Origin of the sequence: Clostridium sulfidigenes (genome assembly GCF_000732635.1) — a bacterium.
Taxonomy (GTDB): domain Bacteria; phylum Bacillota; class Clostridia; order Clostridiales; family Clostridiaceae; genus Clostridium_J; species Clostridium_J sulfidigenes.
The window spans coordinates 33,161-51,046 of record NZ_JPMD01000024.1 but is presented as its reverse complement, the minus strand read 5'-3'; the positions used below and the strand labels follow the sequence as shown (position 1 = coordinate 51,046).

The 17,886-nt window shown below is 28.6% G+C and carries 15 protein-coding genes; 5 read left to right on the top strand and 10 right to left on the bottom strand.

Translation table 11 applies throughout. The features are described 5' to 3' along the window. Positions 1-201: 201 nt before the first annotated feature. From IO99_RS09870 to IO99_RS09845, 6 genes are all read right to left on the bottom strand, one after another. The gene (locus IO99_RS09870) at positions 202-1,149 is read right to left on the bottom strand and encodes an ROK family protein (protein ID WP_035132913.1); all 948 of its coding nucleotides are present in this window, start codon (positions 1,147-1,149) and stop codon (positions 202-204) included. Between the two features lie 95 nt (positions 1,150-1,244). Continuing rightward, positions 1,245-2,003, bottom strand: coding sequence for a YdcF family protein (locus IO99_RS09865; protein WP_051824039.1), 759 nt, complete (start codon positions 2,001-2,003; stop codon positions 1,245-1,247). Beyond that, positions 1,996-2,469 carry a VanZ family protein gene (locus IO99_RS09860; RefSeq protein ID WP_198028579.1) on the bottom strand — a complete coding sequence of 158 codons (474 nt, stop codon included), beginning with the start codon at positions 2,467-2,469 and terminating at the stop codon, positions 1,996-1,998. The genes IO99_RS09865 and IO99_RS09860 overlap by 8 nt, the downstream gene beginning before the upstream one ends. 3 nt (positions 2,470-2,472) lie before the next feature. After that, a complete protein-coding gene (locus tag IO99_RS09855) occupies positions 2,473-3,870 on the bottom strand; it encodes a Sapep family Mn(2+)-dependent dipeptidase (protein ID WP_035132911.1) in 1,398 nt (465 codons plus the stop codon). Between the two features lie 586 nt (positions 3,871-4,456). Then, positions 4,457-6,106, bottom strand: coding sequence for a carbon starvation CstA family protein (locus IO99_RS09850; RefSeq protein WP_035132909.1), 1,650 nt, complete (start codon positions 6,104-6,106; stop codon positions 4,457-4,459). A 93-nt stretch (positions 6,107-6,199) separates the two neighbouring features. Then, positions 6,200-6,712 (bottom strand): DUF8052 family protein, encoded by a 513-nt coding sequence (locus IO99_RS09845; protein ID WP_035132907.1) that lies wholly within the window; start codon positions 6,710-6,712, stop codon positions 6,200-6,202. Between the two features lie 286 nt (positions 6,713-6,998). Between IO99_RS09845 and IO99_RS09840 the strand changes: the two genes are divergently transcribed. From IO99_RS09840 to IO99_RS18395, 3 genes are all read left to right on the top strand, one after another. Beyond that, positions 6,999-8,234 carry an aminopeptidase gene (locus IO99_RS09840; RefSeq protein WP_035132905.1) on the top strand — a complete coding sequence of 412 codons (1,236 nt, stop codon included), beginning with the start codon at positions 6,999-7,001 and terminating at the stop codon, positions 8,232-8,234. 244 nt (positions 8,235-8,478) lie between these two features. Then, on the top strand, positions 8,479-9,183 hold the full coding sequence (locus tag IO99_RS09835; protein WP_035132903.1) for a response regulator transcription factor: 705 nt from the start codon (positions 8,479-8,481) through the stop codon (positions 9,181-9,183). Between the two features lie 14 nt (positions 9,184-9,197). After that, complete coding sequence (locus IO99_RS18395; RefSeq protein WP_051824037.1) at positions 9,198-11,021, top strand: sensor histidine kinase; 1,824 nt, start codon at positions 9,198-9,200, stop codon at positions 11,019-11,021. 60 nt (positions 11,022-11,081) lie between these two features. On the opposite strand, the gene IO99_RS09825 is transcribed toward IO99_RS18395, so the two are convergent. Next, complete coding sequence (locus IO99_RS09825; protein WP_035132902.1) at positions 11,082-11,579, bottom strand: metal-dependent transcriptional regulator; 498 nt, start codon at positions 11,577-11,579, stop codon at positions 11,082-11,084. Between the two features lie 316 nt (positions 11,580-11,895). Here IO99_RS09825 and IO99_RS09820 point away from each other — a divergent pair, with 316 nt between their 5' ends. Beyond that, the gene (locus IO99_RS09820) at positions 11,896-12,162 is read left to right on the top strand and encodes a FeoA family protein (RefSeq protein ID WP_035132901.1); all 267 of its coding nucleotides are present in this window, start codon (positions 11,896-11,898) and stop codon (positions 12,160-12,162) included. A 209-nt stretch (positions 12,163-12,371) separates the two neighbouring features. After that, entirely contained in the window at positions 12,372-14,531 is a 2,160-nt protein-coding gene (feoB, locus tag IO99_RS09815; protein ID WP_035132900.1) for a ferrous iron transport protein B, read from the top strand. 61 nt (positions 14,532-14,592) lie between these two features. Here feoB and IO99_RS09810 read toward each other — a convergent pair whose 3' ends face one another. The 3 genes from IO99_RS09810 to IO99_RS09800 form a co-directional block, all read right to left on the bottom strand. Further along, positions 14,593-15,219, bottom strand: a complete 627-nt coding sequence (locus tag IO99_RS09810; protein WP_035132899.1) for a DUF3793 family protein — start codon at positions 15,217-15,219, stop codon at positions 14,593-14,595. 13 nt (positions 15,220-15,232) lie between these two features. After that, the gene (locus IO99_RS09805; RefSeq protein WP_035132897.1) at positions 15,233-15,646 is read right to left on the bottom strand and encodes a flavodoxin; all 414 of its coding nucleotides are present in this window, start codon (positions 15,644-15,646) and stop codon (positions 15,233-15,235) included. Positions 15,647-15,911: 265 nt separating this feature from the next. Next, positions 15,912-17,522: a CTP synthase gene (locus tag IO99_RS09800; RefSeq protein ID WP_035132895.1), complete on the bottom strand. Its 1,611-nt coding sequence runs from the start codon at positions 17,520-17,522 to the stop codon at positions 15,912-15,914. Positions 17,523-17,886 lie beyond the last annotated feature (364 nt).

Sequence of the window (17,886 nt, the reverse complement as noted above, 5' to 3'; positions counted from 1 at the left end):
TCGTCTTTATTTATATAATAATACAAACTTCAAAAAAAATAAACCTTTATTTGAAAATTTCATATTTTTTTTATATGTGCTATACATATAATTCAATTTTAGATTTTTTCGAAATATTTTATGAATAAATTGTGAACGAAATTAAAAGCACCTATGGAATACTATTTATATCCATAAATGCTTTTATTAAATATATATTTTTTATCTATATTTACACAGAGAAGCTGCTCCTATAATACCACCATCATTTCCAATGTCAGATAATAAAATTTTTCCTACATCCATACCTTTATAATAAGTTTTTTGAGATACTTTTTCCCTTAACATAGAAATAAGATACTCTCCTGCAGCTGATAAACCACCTCCTATGACAAATACTTCAGGATCTATTATAGAAATAATATTCATAATTCCTATAGCTAAATAATTTGTCATTCTACCAATTACTTTACAAGCTACCTTGTCTCCTGCCTTAGCTTGGTCAAATATAACTTTTCCATCAATACTATTTAAATTACCTTTAACTTCAGTGATAATAGCTGAATCATTTCCTTCTTCAATCAGTTTTCTTGCATGCTTTATTATAGCTGTAGATGAGGAAAAAGTTTCTAAACATCCATTTCTCCCACAATTGCAATTATAATAATTTTCCCCCACTATCATATGCCCAATTTCAGAGCCTATTCCGTGGAACCCATCATATACATGTCCATTAATTATTATGCCTCCACCAATACCGGTTCCTAAGGTTAGTAAAACTCCCGTATGATAGCCTTTCATAGCTCCAACTACCAATTCAGCTACTCCAGCTACAGTAGCATCATTACCTACGAAAACTGGAATACTTAATTTCTCCTCAATAGCACTCTTAATATCTACATTGTTCCACCTGAGATTTACACAATCAATTATGATTTGGCTTTTAGGATCCACTATTCCAGGTATACCTATTCCTATACCTTGTATATGAGATTTAGGTATATTATTAACATTTATAGTCTTAGAAATCAAAGCTATTATATCTTCAATAATGTCATTGAATTCATTTTCCCTTTTAGTAGGAATTGAATCTTTGTATATTAACTTATTTTCACTATCTACAATACCAATCCCTACGTTAGTTCCTCCTAAATCTATTCCTATATACATATAAATCTCCTCCTATAGATCCTAATATACATATTATTAAATTAATTACGTTAATATTTATCAATAATAAAATCAACATACAGTACTATTTAACTTTATTTTATATAATGATAAATTAACTCCTTTATATAAGCAAAACTTTCTCTTACATAAAAATTCAATGATGTAACTATTTCATTTTTAGCACTATAACAATATATCTTTAATCCCGTATTAATTCCTATGTACTTAGCTCTAAACATGTGGAATCTATTGGTTATTAAGGTAACACTTATATTGTCCTTTTCTTTACTTTTATTCTCCATTATTATTTTTGAAAACTTAAAATTCTCATAGGTATTAGTAGACTTTTCTTCCATTATAATATTATTCTCATCTACTCCATTACTTACTAAATATCTCTTCATAGCAAGAGCTTCAGTGATATCCTCATCTTTACCCATGCCCCCACTAACTATAATAGGTATATTATCATGGATTTTATTATATTCTATAGCTTTATCTAGCCTAAAACGTAAAGATTTAGATATTTGTTCCTTATTTATTCCAGCGCCTAATACTAAAACATAATCTGTAATACGGTTATCCTCAATAGTGCCAGTATATATAATTAATCCTTCCAATACAAAAAAAATTATAAGACCTATAGAAACAAGTGCAGTTAATATTTTTCCCCAGGAATTTTCTAAAAGATTATTTTTTAAAATCCAATGAGTTATATAACTCAATATAGCTACTATTAACCAGAACCCTGCAAAGGCTATACGGAAGTTAAATATCTTTAAAATACAATAATATATAATAGCAAACCATCCTATGTACACAAACATGTGGTATAATTTAAACTTATTCATAAAATTGTCCTCTTTTCACTATTTTTATATGGGTAGCTATATAGTTTACTATAAAGAATGTAACTACACCACTAAAATCAATTAGTACATCTCTTACTTCAGAGCTCCTACCTACAATAAAACTCTGCAAGAACTCATCGCTTAAAGCTACTAATACACAAGATAATAGAATAAAAGAGTTATTTTTCTTCTTATTGAAAGCTCCACAAGTAACGGTAACTAAACCACCCAAAATGAAATATTCTGTAAAATGAGCTCCCTTCCTAACTATCACAGTCAATACTTCTTCCTTAGATTCATCTAATTTAAAAATACTTAATATAACATTTACTATTCTAGAGCTAGAACTTGAAGATTCCACCGCTGGTTGAGATGACATATAAAATATAAAACTAATCCAGAAAATAGTTATAAGCAATAGTATGTTTTTTTTCTTAATATCCTCCACCTCTTTCAACAATTTCAAATTTTATTTCAATAGTTCATATATAGCCCTAGCATATATTTCTACTAAATCCATAAATTCATCCAAAGTAATAAACTCATCAACTGCATAATCTAACCCCTCATTTCTAGGAAGTATAGGTCCAAAGGATACCAGGTTACTCAAGACTCTTGCATAGGTTCCTTTTGAACTTACGTAAGGCTGTGATTCTTCATCACCAGTAACTTCTCTATAAGCCTTCATAAGTTTTTTTACTACAAAGCTATCCTTAGAAAAGGAAACTGACCTTAGATGACTTAGATTTTTTATTTTAAGAGAAGAATACTTAAAACCATCTTTAACTAATTCTAATACATCACTATATACATATGATATAGGATAGTTGATATTAACCTTTATATCAACTCTATCACTAGTTAAATTTATGGTGCTCACATTAAAAGTAAAGTTACCAGAATCTTCATCTTGTAATTTACAATTTATTTTTTCTCCATTGTATGAAGTAGAAATTAATCTATTATATTCATGAACAAATTCTCTTTTATCAATAAACTCTTCAAAATTCTCAAGGAACTTAAGTCCATAGGATATTGCATTTACTCCTTTATCCGGATTGTTACTATCAGCTTCCTTACCTATAAATTCTATATTCATAAGTTTATTTTGACTTATAGTTTCATATTTTATGTTTTGAAGTTTTGAAAACTTTTTTAGCTCCGTTTCAATTTTATCTTTAAATATATCTTCACAACTAAGTATAATACTAACTTTAGACGGTACAGTATCTATACTTTGTCCTCCAACTATTTGTACTATATTGATAGGCGCATCAAAGCCACCTGAAAATTCCATATGAAGATCGAAATTTATTATACCCTTTTCTCCATATATTACAGGAAATACACCGTCTGGAGTAAACCCTATATCTGGAGCTACTTCATATTCCTTATAATAGTTTATGCTTTTTATTCCAGTCTCCTTATCCGCCCCCACAATCATTCTAATTTTTTTTCCTTCTGGAATTAAATCTTCATCTTTTAAGAATTTCATAGCGTATAGACAAGCTATTAAAGGTGCCTTTGCCTTTACAATACCTCGTCCATATATCTTACCATCATAAATTTCTCCTGAAAATGGGGGTTTTGTCCACCCTGCTCCTTCTTCGTTCACATCTACATGACATAAAACACCAATTGTATAATCACCACATCCAGCATCTACTTGACCACAGTATCCGCAAAAGCTTTGACTTTTAAATCCCATATCTTTAGCTTTGTCTAACACAAACCTAAGACTCTTGTGAACTTCTTCCCCGAAAGGCATATTAGGCTTTTTATGAGAAGCCACACTTCTTATTTTTACTAATTCTATTAAATCTTTTATAATCTGCTCTTTATTTTCATCTATATGTTCCTTAAACATAAATAACTTTAGAAGTTTGTACTAATAAGTACTGTACTTACTAAAGTTCACCTCCTTATATTTGGAAAACTTTTATACCTTAAATAAACTGAGTTCTTAGCTTCTCCAAAGCTTAGAAATCGTTATCCAGGGACGTAACAGCTCTTAACTCCACTCTAAAAAAGAAGGAGTATTAGAACTGATAGTCATCGGATTAACTGAGTTCTTAGCTTCTCCGAAGCTTAGAAATCGTTATCCAGGGGCGTACCAGCTCTTAACTCCACTCTAAAAAGTGGGAGTATTAGAGCTGATAGTCATCGGATAAATCCATTGTAAACTTATTCATTCCATTAATGAATTGTGTTAGTAATTTGTCGTTATATATCCTATTAAATTCATTATTCATATTTATTTATAACATAAATATTCTCCATATGAAATACTCTTATGCAACCTTTACGTAATTTGACAACAAAATTTTATTATATATTTATATCGTCACATAATAAATATTCTATTATACCATAACAAAAGAGTCTATTAATTAATTTATAAATAGGCTCTTTTATTATAGATATTACTTTTTATTTTCTATAAAATATGCTAACTACTTTAATATAGTCTTATTAACATTTTTCTTTGAATTTTTATTTCGTACTAATGTGTTATACGCTTCAATTATTAAAACTATAGCAAGAATTAATAGTATTAGTGCAATTATACCTAATATATAATTCGGAGTTGATGAGAAAATATAATCTTTAATTAATAGACCTAAAGCAGCTAATGTTACAATAAACATTAATACCATGGGGATAATTGTTACTAAAGCTTTCTTTCCACTCTTAGTAAGCCATGCTGTTATGGCTAAAAGTGCAAGAGCTGCTAAAAGTTGATTAGCGGACCCGAATATTGGCCATATCTTATTATATCCATAAAGGATTAAACCAAAGGAAGATAAAACAGTTATTCCAGTTGATATATACATATTTTTACTAATAATATTCTTTTTACCCCCTTTTCCCTCACATAACTCTTGTAAAATATATCTTCCAATCCTAGTAGCTGTATCTAAGCTTGTAAGAGCAAAAGCTGAAAAGCATAAAGTAACAAACACTATACCTACTTGTTGAGGTATTCCGAATCCACTCATAAAATTAGCAACACCATTTGCAAATATAACAGCAGGTGTACCTTCTGCTTTGGTTACATAGCCTACAGCTATGAGAGCTATAACAGCTACTATACCTTCAATTAACATAGAACCATATCCTATAAGTTTAGCATCCGGCTCTTCTTTATCAATCTGTTTAGATGTGGTGCTTGAGCTCACAAGAGAATGGAAACCTGAAATAGCACCACAAGCAACAGTTACAAACAAGAATGGGAATAGAGTTTTTCCACCCATATTAAAACCATTAAAAGCAGCTAATTCCATAGCAGGTCTTTTTATTACTATTCCAAGCAGAGCACCTATAATGATTCCGTATAGTAGGAATGAGCATAAATAATCTCTTGGTTGTAATAATAACCAAACAGGTAATGTAGATGCTAAGAAAATATATATTAGTAATAATATTTGCCATCCAAGCTTTGACAACTTAATAATTGGAAATATATATCCTATATAAATACAAAATAATAATAGCACTATCCCTATTACTGAAGCTACTGATAACTTAGCACCTTTTTTATAAACACTAAATCCAAAAACTACTGCTAATATAATAAATAGCATAGATGCTGTTCCAGCTTGAGCACCCATCAAATTTTCTGGAATAGCAGGATCAAAAGCAAAGGTAGATGCACAAATATCTGTAAAGGCTGCTACTACCAATACAATTGTGACCCATCCAAATATATTAAATAATTTTTTCCCTTTCTCTCCAATGTTTACTTTAATAACTTCACCTATTGTTTTCCCATCATGCCTCACAGATGCAACTAATGATCCAAAATCATGAACTCCACCTATAAAGATACTTCCTATGATTATCCACAATAATACAGGTAACCATCCAAATATAGCTGCTTGGATAGGTCCTGTGATTGGACCTGCTCCAGCTATAGATGAAAAATGGTGTCCTAGTAATACCTTTGAATTTGTTGGACAATAGTCTACATCATCCCTTAGTGTATGTGCTGGAGTTTTTCTTTTGGGTTCAATCCCAAATTTTTTAGCAAGAAAGGCTCCATAAGTCACATATGCTACAATAAATATAGCTATGCAAATTAATAATAAAGCTAATGAATTCATATCAAAACCCCTTTATATTTAAAACAAGGTCATAAAATTATAAACCTTATTTTTAACTAAGTTATATTAAACAAAGAAAATGCCCATTATAGATTAAATTATATTAATCTTATCAAAGGATAAACTGTCAACTATATCTATTGATATTTTATTATGATATATTTTACCATTATTCAAATCTACTGCAATAAGCCTTAAAATACTCCAACCATAGAAACTCATTCTATAATTCTTAGTATAATTAAATCTTTTAATTTTTCTCATAATATCTTCATCATTTATGTTTTTTGTCACAAGTATTCCAGTTATGTAGGTAGTTTTATGATTCTTGTGTGGATTAACTAGACTTAACGTGCATTTCTTAAGATAATTTATAAAATCATCTAAAAATTTCTCATCAACTCTATCTTCACTTACTACCAAACAATGTTCATTACACTCATATTCATCAATTATTTTATTTCTAGAAATAAAGTTTCTTCCAAATTTCATATTCCAAACTCCATAAATATCTATCCTTTTATTCATTAGACTCTTATTTATTTCTAGATGGAAATTATTAGAAAATACTTTTGCAAGATGATTTAAATAAATTAATTTATCCATATATCCTCCTAAAATATGTTATACTTATTTTTATGCTCATTTTTGTTGATTTATAATAACTATGAAAAATAAATGTAAATACTTCGAAATTATATTTTTTTTAATCATTTCTAGTTATAATCTATGATATTTTTTTCGTATACGGATAACATAAAAACCTACAGTATAAAATAACTTTATATAGAAATTTAATAATTTTACATATATAATAAAAATAAATTAAGAATTTACTTTATTAGAATAATTTTAAATTATTACGCAATTATTAAAGAGAGGATCTGAGTATATGAAAATAAATGATGAGTTATTAAGAAAATATGCAAAGCTTAGTGTATCAATTGGTGTAAACGTACAGCCTAATCAAATTCTTGTTATAAAATCACCTGTAGAATGCGTTAATTTCACGAGAATGATTGTTGATGAGGCCTATAAAATTGGTGCAAAAGAAGTTGTTGTTCATTGGAGTGATGAAGAATGTGCTAAACTCAAATATCTCAACTCCCCTATAGATGTTTTTGAATCATATCCAGATTGGATGAAAGAATCCATGCTCACCTATGCTAAAGAAGGAGCTTGCTTTTTAAGTATAAGTGCATCAAATCCTGAACTACTAAAAGATGTAGATCCTAAAAAAATTGCAGCTGCACAAAAATCTTCTAGCATAGCTACAAGAGAATTTAGCGAAAGACTTATGAGTAATAAAAATTCTTGGTCTATAATAGCTCTACCAACTAAAGGTTGGGCAACTAAAGTATTCCCTAACCTTTCTGAGGATGAAGCAATAAATAAACTATGGGAAAACATATTTAATATAGTACGTGTGGATCAAGAAAATCCAGTTAAAGCTTGGGAGTATCACAAGAAAAATTTAATTGAAAAAATAAACTACCTTAATGAGAAAAGCTTTAAATGTCTTCACTACACCAACTCTCTAGGTACAGACTTAAATTTAGAGCTTGTGGATAATCACCTATGGATAGGTGGTGCAGAATACACTCCAGAGGGTATAGAATTTATTGCAAATATGCCTACAGAGGAGATCTTTTCAATGCCAAAGAAAACAGGAGTTAATGGTAAGGTCTTTAGCTCAAAACCTCTAAACTATGGAGGCAACCTAATTAATAACTTCTCTCTCACCTTTAAAGATGGTAGAGTTGTTGATTTTGAAGCTAAAGAAGGCTATGAGTCCTTAAAGTCATTAATTGAAACCGATGAAGGATCTCATTTCCTTGGAGAAGTTGCTTTAGTTCCATTTAACTCCCCTATTTCAAATTCCAATATAGTTTTCTTTAACACTCTATATGACGAAAATGCTTCATGTCACTTAGCCTTAGGTAAAGCATATAACTTATGTGTGAAAGATGGATCAAACAAAACTACTGAAGAAGTGTTAGCTCTAGGCGGCAATGACTCTTTGACTCATGTTGACTTCATGATAGGAACTTCTGATTTAAATATTACTGGAATTGGCTTTGATGATTCAAAAACTCCTATTTTTATAGATGGTAATTGGGCTATATAACTGTTAAATATCACTATATAAATATAAATTTGATTTTATTTTTATTTTTTTAGTATCAACTTCAATGTATAACTTATAGATAATTTATTAAGTTAAAATTATCTATAAGTTATTCTTTTTTTTAGTTAAAAGTATAGTTATTATAATTAGTAATAAAGTTTTAATACTTTTTGTGTAATTATGTTGTAAAATATTAATTGTAAATCATAAAAATGTTTAGAAATAAAAGGTGGTGCTCAATAGTATGTCAAATTTCAATATTTTAGTAGTAGATGATGAAGTTGAAATATGTAATGCTATAGAAATATATTTAAAACGCGAAGGATTAAACGTGTTAAAGGCCTATGATGGAATTGAAGCTCTTCAGATTTTAGAAGAAGAAAAGATTCATTTAATATTATTAGATGTAATGATGCCAAAACTTGATGGTATAAAAACATGTTTAAAAATTAGAGAAAATAGAAATATACCCATAATAATTCTATCTGCTAAATCTGAAAATCTTGATAAGATTATTGGATTAAATAGTGGTGCTGATGATTATATAACTAAACCTTTTAATCATCTTGAACTTATAGCTAGAGTTAAATCTCAATTAAGAAGATATGAAAAACCTCTTGATATAGAAAATGTAAATTTAAAAGATAAAATTGTAATTAAAGACTTAATTATTGATACAACCCTAAAATCTGTAACCCTAAGGGGTGAACCTGTGAAACTGACAGCTACAGAATATGGAATATTACTATTACTAGCTTCTAATACCGGTAAAGTTTTTTCTATAAAAGAAATATATGAAAATGTATGGAAAGCTCCATTTTACCATAGTGAGAATACAGTAACTGTTCACATTAGAAGAATGCGTGAAAAAATTGAAATTAATTCTAAAGATCCAGAATATATAAAAGTTGTCTGGGGAGTCGGATATAAAATTGAAAATCATAGTTAAAGGAGGGTTAAAACTTGAATTCTACTATAAAAAAATTAATTAAAAAATGGATTAATGCCTCTAACGAAAATATAAATTTAATTGAAATACTGATAGTTTTTATTATAGGTATAACTGTTCTTCCAAAATTTCTTCAAATAACTCTATATGATTATGATAATTATACCAATAGATATAGTTTTTATGGAACTGCTATTATTAACGAAAAAACTTTTAAGAATGAAATGCTACAAAATGATGTCATCAGTTTCAGAGAAAATTTACTAAGTGTTACAGAAGGATTTTCAAAAATTCTCTATTGTAAAACTGATGAAGATGCAAAAGTTATACAAAACTCCTTAGAAGCTTCTCTTACTGGTGATATTGGAGTTTTACTGATTGATAAAACTAATAATAGGTGGTTTTCTAATAGAACTTGGTTTTCAGATTATCCCTTCAATGAACTTCCACCTAAAGATGCATTAATAAAGTTATCTAAAGAAGATGATGTGATAGTTTATAGTTCTAATAATTTATCCCATTATTCAGCTCCACAAGGTTACTATAATGGTGCATATACCTCTCCTAATGCTGAATTAGAGGAACTTTACTTTATTCGTGGTGCTAAATATAGTAGTATGGCAAACTCAATAAGACTTAGATTTTATTTTTCTATTCCTTTATTAATCATATTTATAATTATAATAATTAAACACTTTTTTTGTATTAAAACCTTTGGAATAAAGGAATATGTAAATAATTTTAACAATCTACTTATTTTTAGGTTAATAAAATCTATTAATATTTTTTTTGTAAGTATTAAGGATGTATTTAGAAACTTATTTTTCGATACTACACTATTAGGACTTTTAATATTTTGGGTAATATATTTACCACTATCCTATGTGTTTAATTCTAATGATTACTTTTTTTACTTCAACAGGAATCTTAATAGTTTTCTTATAAAATCAACTTTCTTTATTACTATAGCAAGTACATGTGTTAGATATTTAGAAAGCATATATAATAAGAATAACTTAATCAAATATCTTAAAAAAATTGAAGATGGAGATATGGATGTAGATATAAATGCTAAAAATCTTGGTAATTTATCCAACTTAGCAATGGAAATAAACAATTTAAAAGTAAGCTATAACAAGAAAGTTGAAGAAGGAATTCGAAGTGAGAAGTTAAAAACTGAACTTATAACTAATGTATCTCACGATTTAAAAACTCCACTAACTTCTATAGTAAATTATGTAGATATACTTAAAGATGAATCCCTTGATAAAAGCGAAATAAAAGATTATGTTACCATTCTAGACAATAAATCAACTAAACTAAAAAAGCTTGTTGAAGACTTATTTGAAATGTCAAAAATGAACTCTGGACAAATTATTTTAAATAAAAGTGATGTAGATATTGTAGAACTAATTCATCAGAGCCTAGGAGAACTAAGTTTTTTAGGCGAAAATAAGAATCTTGCCTTTAAAGTAATTGCAATTAAAGATTGTCACCTACACCTAGATGGTGCTAGAATTTCAAGAGTTATGGATAACTTAATATGCAATGCTATAAAATATTCACTTGAAAACTCTAGGATTTATCTTGAAGTTATAGAATGTGAAAAGGAATGTGAGATAATAGTAAAAAATATATCAAAATATGATTTAGATTTTAATGAAGATGATATTCTTGAACGATTTGTTAGAGGCGATAAATCTAGAAATTCTACAATAGATGGTTCTGGTTTAGGTCTTGCTATTTCTAAAACTATTATAGAACTCCATAAAGGCACTCTTAAAGTGAAATGTGACGGAGACTTATTCAAGGTAATAATTAAACTTCCTAAATCTTAAAATATATAATTAGATAAACTTTACAAAGCTACCTTAAAGCTATAGCGTTTAGGTAGCTTTTTATATTTTCTCAATATCTTCATTTTTGTAGTACTTTTCTCTAAATGTTCTATACTCATCTAAAATATTTTTATTATCTTCTATAAAGCAATTAAATATATTCAAATTCTCTACAGTATCACTACCTATCACATGCTCAATTAACTCTGTTTCTATGAGTATATCACTATCAGAGCCTAAAAATTTCAAAAATCTTTCTATTGTATTATGTCTGCATAAAAGATATTTACCTACCTTTATACCAAGAGCAGTAAGTCTTATAATTCCATACTTTTCATAATCAATCAAACCTAACTTGCCAAGCTTCTGCATCATCTTAGAGGCTGAAGAATCCCTAACATTTAACATTGCAGACAGCTTATTAAGTCTTATATAATCCTCACCCTCCATAGTGCATCTATAAAGCATTTCTACATAATCTTCCATGGATGCAGTGATTAATCTATCATCAAATAGCTTCTGCTCATATGCTCTAACTGTATAAAACTTTTTATCCACTTACTTTATCCTCCATATTCTATAAATTATATTTTGTTCCTTAACAAATTTTCGACCTTCCATTTCTATTACATATTTATTTAGATTATAAACACTAAAATATAAATAATTAAAAACTATTAAATATTTCTACTTTATTTTTTAATAGTATTTTTAAAATAGTATCATGAATATATAAATAATCATATGTTAGAGTAGGGAAAGATTTTTTCCCTACTCTAACTAGTTAAATATATGATTAATTAAAAATAATTAGAAGTACTATAACTTACTTAATTAATTATAAATACAAAAAGTTTAAAAGGAGATTAACAGTATGAATAAAAATTCAAATGTTTATATAGAGTCATCTAAAATATTACCCTTAACAGATTTATCTATGGGCAAAAAATGCAAAGTAAAAACCCTTACCTCTAGTGGATCTATAAGACGCAGAATGCTTGATCTTGGACTTATATCAAATACAGAAATAGAAGTTCTTAATCAAAGTCCTTCTGGTGATCCTGTAGCTTATTTGATTCGTGGAGCAGTAATAGCAATTCGTAAGGAAGATGCTTCTAACATATTAGTTGAAGCACTTTAATGTGGTAAGCCTACTAAAGCATTTCATTATAAGAATAAAAATATATTAGTTTTATTCTTATTTGTAAAACATTATAGGCTTCAGATAGAATAGTAACTTCATCTGAAGCCTATTACTAGACATTACGTAATACAATCTATGCTTACCCTAAACTTTTCATAATTATATAAGATTAAATAATACAATAATTTATTATAGGAGGTTTTTTAATGGGATTAACTAATCAATCTACCGGAGTTAGCGCTCTAGAAAAAGAACTTAATATAGATCGTGCTTCCCCCTCAGATAAAATAATTGCTCTAGCTGGTAATCCCAATGTAGGCAAGAGCACAATTTTTAATAGCTTAACTGGACTTAACCAACACACTGGAAATTGGCCTGGAAAGACAGTATCCAATGCACAAGGTAGATATACTCACAAGGATAAATCCTTTATACTAGTTGATATACCTGGGACCTACTCCCTTATGGCTAATTCTGTAGAAGAAGAGGTTGCTAGAGACTTTATCTGTTTCGGTAATCCTGATGCCACTATAGTTATCCTTGATGCTACTTGTCTAGAAAGAAACTTAAACTTAGCACTTCAAACTATAGAAATAACTAACAATGTAGTAATATGTGTAAACCTACTAGATGAAGCTAAAAGAAAAGGAATTAATGTAGACTTAACAAAACTTTCCTTACTTCTCGGTGTTCCTACTGTAGGTACTAGCGCTACCACAGGATATGGTCTTAAAGAATTAATGGATATAGTATATAATCTCACAAATAATGAAGTGCCTATAAATCCTATTAAAATTAAGTATGATAAAGTTTTAGAAGATTCTATCTCACTAATAGAACCAGAAGTAAAAATAGCTCTAAAAAATATAGATTCTAAAATTAACCCTAGATGGATTTCTTTAAAATTATTAGAAAATGACCCTAGTCTAATTCAATCCTTGAATAAATATTTAAATATTAACATGTTTAATAATGAAATAATTAAAGAAAAGTTACTAGAAGCAACTAACCTTTTAACTACTTATAACATAACGGGAGAACATTTTAGGGATATATTAGTAACTACTTTAGTAAGTAAAGCCGAAAAAATCAGCATGAAAGTGGTTACAAAAGAGAATTATAAATATAATATTACTGATAGAAAAATTGATAGAATTCTTACATCTAAAATATATGGAATACCTATAATGATTTTACTTTTATGTGTTGTTTTTTGGATAACAATTACAGGTGCTAATTACCCTTCATCCCTTTTATCTACTGCACTCTTCTGGATTGAAGATAAACTTAGTGTATTTTTACTAGGTTTAGGTGCACCCTGGTGGCTAGAAGGTGTTCTAATAAAAGGAATTTACAGAACCTTAGCCTGGGTTATTGCTGTAATGCTTCCTCCAATGGCTATTTTTTTTCCATTATTCACACTTCTTGAAGATTTAGGATATTTACCTAGAATAGCTTTTAATTTAGATAACTTCTTTAAAAAAAGCTGTGCATGCGGAAAACAAGCTCTTACTATGTGCATGGGATTTGGCTGTAATGCAGCAGGAATAATTGGATGCAGAATTATAGACTCCCCTCGAGAAAGGCTAATTGCAATTATTACAAATAATTTTGTTCCTTGTAATGGACGTTTTCCAACTTTAATTGCTATAATCACCATGTTCTTTGCTGGCACTTTTGTTGGACCATCACAATCTATTATATCTTCATTAATTCTAACATGTGTAATCCTATTAGGAGTATTTATGACCTTAATGATTTCCAAAATTCTATCTAAAACTATACTTAAAGGAGTACCATCATCCTTTACTCTAGAACTTCCCCCTTATAGAAAACCACAAGTGGGTAAAATAATAATCCGCTCTATATTGGATAGAACTCTATTCGTTTTAGGTAGAGCAGTCGTTGTAGCAGCACCTGCTGGATTAGTTCTTTGGATAATGGCTAATATTACAATTGGAAACTTTAGTCTACTGGCTCATTGTGCTAATTTTTTAAATCCCTTCGCCAATTTAATAGGCTTAGATGGTTATATATTAATGGCATTTATACTTGGTTTTCCTGCTAATGAAATTGTAATTCCTATTATTATTATGAGCTATACAGCCACTGGAAGTTTATTGGAATTTGATAGTCTAATTCAACTAAGACAGCTTCTGACTTCAAATGGCTGGACATGGCTCACAGCATTAAATGTAATGTTATTTTCTTTAATGCACTGGCCATGTAGTACAACTTGTTTAACTATAAAAAAGGAAACTCAAAGCTTTAAATGGACCGCCATTTCCTTTGCAATTCCTACCATAACAGGTATTGTAATTTGTTTTACGATAACAACTCTAGTTCGATTTCTAGGCCTTGCTTAAACATTTAAATAAAAAAACAGAGTTTACACACTCTGTTTTTTTATTCATCGCTACTTTTGCCTTACCCATAAAAACTAAAATTATTTTCTATACTTTGCACTAAAGTACTTCCTTCAATTCCTTTAAATATAGAATTTACTGTATATTCCTTAACCTGATCATAAGATTGAAAAATTCTTTGAGCTGATATACAGTCATTATACACTTTCCAATATCCACACAATAAACACTTCTTATCATTACAGTTCATAAAATCTTTCACGTCATTAATTGGTATTCCTAAAAAAATACCTAATTCATGTGGACAGTTAAATTCTTTATATCTATTTTTTAACACATTTAAATATTCTACAATAGTTCCATTTTCTGAATAGCCTAGACCTATTAAAAACTCTTTATTTTCTTCTTTACCTATATATTTTTCAAGTAAACTCTGATTATAAATTAATACTACAATTGAATCATCAGATTCTCTTAGCTCTATAAAGTCAAGACCTATACTTTGAATAAATGCTTTTCCCATTGAACCCCAGTTACTATATAAATCTCTATTATATTTTTTAAAAGTAATAGTAGCAGCTGGTTTAACCTTTGCAATCACCAATGAAGTACTATAAACTAAAAAGTTTTTAATATATTCTTCACCATTCATAGATTCTAACTTATTATAAAATTCTAAACATGTCATTTTCATTACCTACCTATAAAAGTATTATTTTTTTACCAAAATCTATACATTCATCTTCATCTTCTGGTTCGCCACAAATTATTAAACAGTCCTCTTTTATTTCGCATCCATAAGAAAGCATTCTATCTTCCCAATCTCTCATCCACTTTCCATCACCCCAACCATAGGATCCAAATAAAACTACTTTCTTTTTAGATATTTTTGAAGATACCTCTTCAATAAAAGGTTCAAACTCAGATTCTTCTAATACTTCATCTCCCATAGATGGGCATCCTAGTATTATTATATCTTCATCATCAAAGATGCCACTGTTAGCATTAGCAACATTGATTACTTCTGCATTTTTCCCTTCTTCTCTGATTCCTTTAGCAATTAATTCTGCCATTTTCTCTGTATTACCTGTACCTGACCAATAAACTATTTTCATAACACATCCTCCTTAATTGAAAATTATTCTCAATTAAATAATATCGAATCTTCACATTATTGTCAATAGTTTTTGATAATTATTCTCAATTGAATTGTAACAAATAAATCATAATCCTATTATACTTGTATATGTATGGTTTTATACTTATTAAAGCTCTTTAAATAAATAATAAAAGGCATCTTTCTATTGAACTGCTATCAAATTTATAGATATTAGTTAATATTCTAGAAAAATGCTTCTTATATTATTTATATTATTTATATTATTTACTTTCCTTATCTCTAATTGCAGCTCTTATAAATCCTTTGAATAAAGGATGAGGATTATTAAGTCTTGATTTCAATTCTGGATGAAATTGCACTGATACATACCACGGATGATCTTTTATTTCAACAATTTCTACCAATCTATCATCGGGACTTGTCCCAGTGATATTCATACCTTTCTCAACTATTTCTTCTCTAAACTTATTATTAAATTCATACCTATGTCTATGTCTTTCATTTACCAATATTTCATCATATTCACTAGCCACTATTGAATTTTGGTCTAGTTTACATGGATATAAACCAAGTCTCATAGTACCACCTAAGTTTTCAATTTCTTGTTGATCTGCCATTAAATCTATTACTGGATATTTGGTATTTGGGTCAATCTCAGAACTATTAGCTCCTTCATATCCAAGTACATTTCTAGCAAACTCTATAACTGAACATTGCATACCTAAACATATTCCAAATAAGGGTTTTTTATTCTCCCTTGCCCATCTTACAGCTTCAATCTTGCCTTCTATTCCTCTATCTCCAAATCCCCCTGGTACTAATATCCCATTCACATCTGAAAAAATTTCATCCGAGTTATCTCTTGCTACCTCTTCTGCATTTATCCATTTCATTTCTATTATGCAATCATTAGCATATCCACCATGACTTAAAGCCTCAACTACAGAGATATACGCATCATGTAGTTCTACATATTTACCAACTAAAGCAATCTTAATTTTCTCATTTAAATTTTTAATTTTATTAACCATACTAATCCATTGTGAATTATCAATATCCGTACATTCTAGATTTAATCTTTCACATACTAACCTATCTAGACCTTCCTTATGTAACATTAAAGGTACTTCATATAAGTGCTCTGCATCTAGATTTTGTATTACATTTTTACCTTCTAAATTACAAAATAAACCTATTTTTGCCTTCAATTCATCTGATATTTCCTTTTCAGCTCTACAAACTATTATGTCTGGTTGAATTCCTATACTTCTTAATTCCTTAACTGAATGTTGAGTTGGCTTTGTTTTTAATTCACCAGCTTTTCCTAGATAAGGTACTAAAGTCACATGTATAAAACACACATTTTCCTTACCTACTTCATACTGAATTTGTCTTATAGCTTCCAAAAATGGTAAGGATTCAATATCTCCTACAGTACCACCAATTTCAGTTATTACTACATCTACTGACTTTTCCTTTGTTACCCTACATATTCTTTCTTTTATCTCATTAGTTATATGAGGTATTACTTGAACAGTTCCACCTAAATACTCTCCTCTTCTTTCTTTAGATATGACTGACCAATAAATTTTACCGGTAGTAACATTGCTACTTTTGCTTAAATTTTCGTCAATAAATCTTTCATAATGTCCTAAGTCTAAATCAGTTTCAGCACCATCATCAGTAACAAATACTTCTCCATGTTGATATGGACTCATTGTTCCTGGATCTACATTTAGGTATGGATCAAACTTCTGTATTGTAACATTTAATCCCCTATTTTTTAAAAGTCTACCTAAAGATGCTGCTGTAATACCCTTTCCTAAGGATGAAACTACTCCACCTGTTACAAAAATATACTTACTATTCATGTTATCTTCTCCCATACAATTTATTTTTATATTTTATTAATTTACTATTGACTTTTAATCTATACATTTGTATAATAAGAATTACCCCATAAATAATATGGGGTAGTCTGTACTTTTAACATAGAATTTATATTACCACACTTCCATATATATGGCTAGTGTTTTTTGTCATTTTATATATTTAACTTAATAATTAAAAATATAGATTATTGTTAGTATAAATCTAACTAATTTACATATTAATATGTGAGGCTATCTTAGAATAATAAAATAATATTCTAAGATAGCCTCACTTTTAACTATTTTTAAATTAATACGCACTTTAATAATTAAATTTATCATGATTCATTTCTTTATCATATAA